The 2734-nt window shown below is 65.3% G+C and carries 3 protein-coding genes; 2 read left to right on the top strand and 1 reads right to left on the bottom strand.

What is annotated here, in order from left to right; genetic code table 11:
* Positions 1-655: dermonecrotic toxin domain-containing protein (locus G3436_RS24035; protein ID WP_338001314.1), on the bottom strand; the 655-nt coding region annotated here is incomplete at its 3' end.
* A 173-nt stretch (positions 656-828) separates the two neighbouring features.
* Between G3436_RS24035 and G3436_RS24030 the strand changes: the two genes are divergently transcribed.
* Together G3436_RS24030 and tadA are read left to right on the top strand one after the other, a co-directional pair.
* Positions 829-2211 carry a multicopper oxidase family protein gene (locus tag G3436_RS24030; RefSeq protein WP_163950314.1) on the top strand — a complete coding sequence of 461 codons (1383 nt, stop codon included), beginning with the start codon at positions 829-831 and terminating at the stop codon, positions 2209-2211.
* A 43-nt stretch (positions 2212-2254) separates the two neighbouring features.
* On the top strand, positions 2255-2692 hold the full coding sequence (gene tadA, locus G3436_RS24025; protein ID WP_163950311.1) for a tRNA adenosine(34) deaminase TadA: 438 nt from the start codon (positions 2255-2257) through the stop codon (positions 2690-2692).
* Positions 2693-2734 lie beyond the last annotated feature (42 nt).

The following is a 2734-nucleotide window of genomic DNA, read 5'->3' as shown; positions in this document are numbered from 1 at the left end:
CGCAATGGTCTGCTTGGGGGGGCGTGTCGAACGGGCCGGCCAGGGCCTGCGCAACCCGCCGGTACAGCGCGCGCAGTGCAGGGTCGCGGGTGGCCTCGCATTCCTCCTGCACCTTGGCCAGGAAGTTGACCTTGGCCAGGGTGCGGAAGGTATCGCTGTGGGTCGCCCAGAACGTGTTCGCCTGCGCCGTGAAGCGGCTGGCGAAATCGATTGCCCAGAACGCCTCCAGCACCTGGCGCGGGTCCAGCGGCACTTCGTTGCGCTGGTCGTACACCGCCTTGTCGGGGCCATCGGTATAGAAACCACTGAGGTAGCCCAGCAGGTCGGCATTGTCCTGGTCGTTGACGTCGAAGCGCTGCATGACCAGTTGCGGCAGGGTCAGCGACAGCCAAGGATGTTCGCGGTGTTCCCAGCCGCTGAAGGTTCTGGGGCTGCTCTGCGCCGACTGGAAGCGGTGGAAGAACACGCAGTCCGGCTCCAGCGTACGGTTGGCGTGGCGCCGCAGCAGGTCACTGGCGATCTGCCGGGCCTGTTCGCGCATGTCCGGGCAGGTTTGCAGCAGTTGCCGGGCCATGCTGTCCAGCTGTTGTCGCGCCATTGCCGCGGGCGTATCGGTTGGCATCGCACTGTCCTCAAGGGTACGGCGGGCCAGCATGCGCATGTACCGGGTGATGGCGGCGGTATATAGAGCTAGGTCGGGCTTGCGGCGAGTAGCTGCGGCAACTCTTCACTTAATCTTTCGTAAATGCAGGTGTATCGTATTCGCCCTCAATTGCTGGCCTGGTCACGGCTGGCAGGCTGTTTTCGCAATACGAGGTGCCTGTTCCGATGTCCTTTACCCGTCGACAAATGCTCAAGGGGCTGACTGGCCTGGTGGTGGTTGGCCTGGGCGCCGGGGGCGCCGCGCGTTACTGGCTGGGCAAGGTGCAGGACGAGCAGGCCGGGCACGACTACGAGCTGATCGCCGCGCCGCTGGACGTCGAACTGGTGGCCGGGCACATGACCCAGGCCTGGGCGTTCGGCCCCTCGGCACCGGGTACCGAGCTGCGTGTGCGCCAGGGCGAGTGGCTGCGGGTGCGTTTCATCAATCACCTGCCGGTGGCCACCACCATTCACTGGCACGGCATTCGCCTGCCGCTGGAAATGGACGGCGTGCCGTATGTTTCGCAGTTGCCGGTGCTGCCGGGCGAATACTTCGACTACAAGTTCCGCGTGCCCGATGCCGGCAGCTACTGGTACCACCCGCACGTCAACAGCAGTGAGGAACTGGGCCGCGGCCTGGTCGGCCCGCTGATCGTCGAAGAGCGCGAGCCCACCGGCTTCAAGCACGAACGCACGCTCAGCCTGAAGAACTGGCATGTGGACGAGCAGGGCAACTTCGTCGAGTTCAGCATCCCGCGCGAGGCCGCCCGCGGTGGCACGGCAGGGCGCCTGATCACCATCAACGGCCAGCCGGATGCGGTGGTCGAGATGCCTGCCGGGCAGATCGTGCGGGTGCGCCTGCTGAACCTGGACAACACCCTGACCTACCGCATCAACCTCAAGGGCAACTTCGAGGCGCGCCTCTACGCGCTGGATGGCAACCCGATCACCCCACGCCCGCTGGGCAAGGACTACTGGCTGGGCCCGGGCATGCGGATCTGCCTGGCGATCAAGATGCCGGCGGCCGGTGAAGAATTGTCCCTGCGTGATGGCCCGGTGCGCCTGGGTACGCTGCGCTCGGTGGCCAGTAGCGAGGCGCCGGGCGAGTGGCCGCCGGCGTTGCCGGCCAACCCGATTGCCGAGCCGGACCTGGCCAATGCCGAGAAGCTCAACTTCAATTTCGAATGGGTGGGCTCGGTGTCGGTCAATACCGAGAACGGCAAGCCGCCGAGCCTGTGGCAAATCAACGGGCAGGCCTGGGACATTACCGACAAGACCTGCTCCGACCGTCCGATCGCCACCTTGAAGAAGGGCAAGAGCTACATCTTCGAACTGAAGAACATGACCCAGTACCAGCACCCGATCCACCTGCATGGCATGAGTTTCAAGGTGCTCAGCTCCAATCGGCACACGATCCAGGAGCAGTACTTCACCGACACCTACCTGCTGGGCAAGAACGAACGGGCGCAGGTGGCACTGGTGGCGGATAACCCGGGGACCTGGATGTTCCATTGCCATGTGATCGACCATATGGAAACCGGCCTGATGGCCGCGATCGAGGTGGCCTGATGCGTCAGCCACAGATCATGATCGCAGCCGCGATCAGGATTTCATGCGCCTGGCGCTGGCGCTGGCGGCGCAAGGGGCGGCGCTGGGCGAGGTGCCGGTGGGCGCGGTGCTGGTGCAGCACGGCGAGGTGATCGGGCAGGGGTTCAATTGCCCGATCAGCGGTAGCGACCCGAGTGCGCATGCCGAGATGGTGGCGATTCGTGCGGCGGCGCAGGCGGCCAGCAACTACCGCTTGCCGGGCAGCACGCTGTACGTGACGCTGGAGCCGTGCAGCATGTGCGCAGGGCTGATCGTGCATTCACGGGTGAGCCGGGTGGTGTATGGCGCGCTGGAGCCCAAGGCCGGGATCGTGCAGAGCCAGGGGCAGTTCTTTACCCAGGGGTTTCTCAACCACCGGGTGCTGTTCGAAGGCGGGGTGCTGGCCGAGGAGTGCGGGGCGATCCTGACCGAGTTCTTCAGGGCACGCAGGGCCAAGGGCTGACCTGAGGGCCCCTTCGCTGGCAAGCCAGCTCCCACAGGTACG

Origin of the sequence: Pseudomonas brassicae, assembly GCF_010671725.1 — a bacterium.
GTDB lineage: Bacteria > Pseudomonadota > Gammaproteobacteria > Pseudomonadales > Pseudomonadaceae > Aquipseudomonas > Aquipseudomonas brassicae.
The sequence above is the reverse complement of the archived record's forward strand: the minus strand, read 5'-3'. Positions and strand labels throughout refer to the sequence as shown.

Bases quoted from the DNA above. Each gene is read 5' to 3' on its own strand.
- G3436_RS24030 (WP_163950314.1), top strand. From the start codon at position 829: ATGTCCTTTACCCGTCGACAAATGCTCAAGGGGCTGACTGGCCTGGTG.
- tadA (WP_163950311.1), top strand. From the start codon at position 2,255: ATGCGCCTGGCGCTGGCGCTGGCGGCGCAAGGGGCGGCGCTGGGCGAG.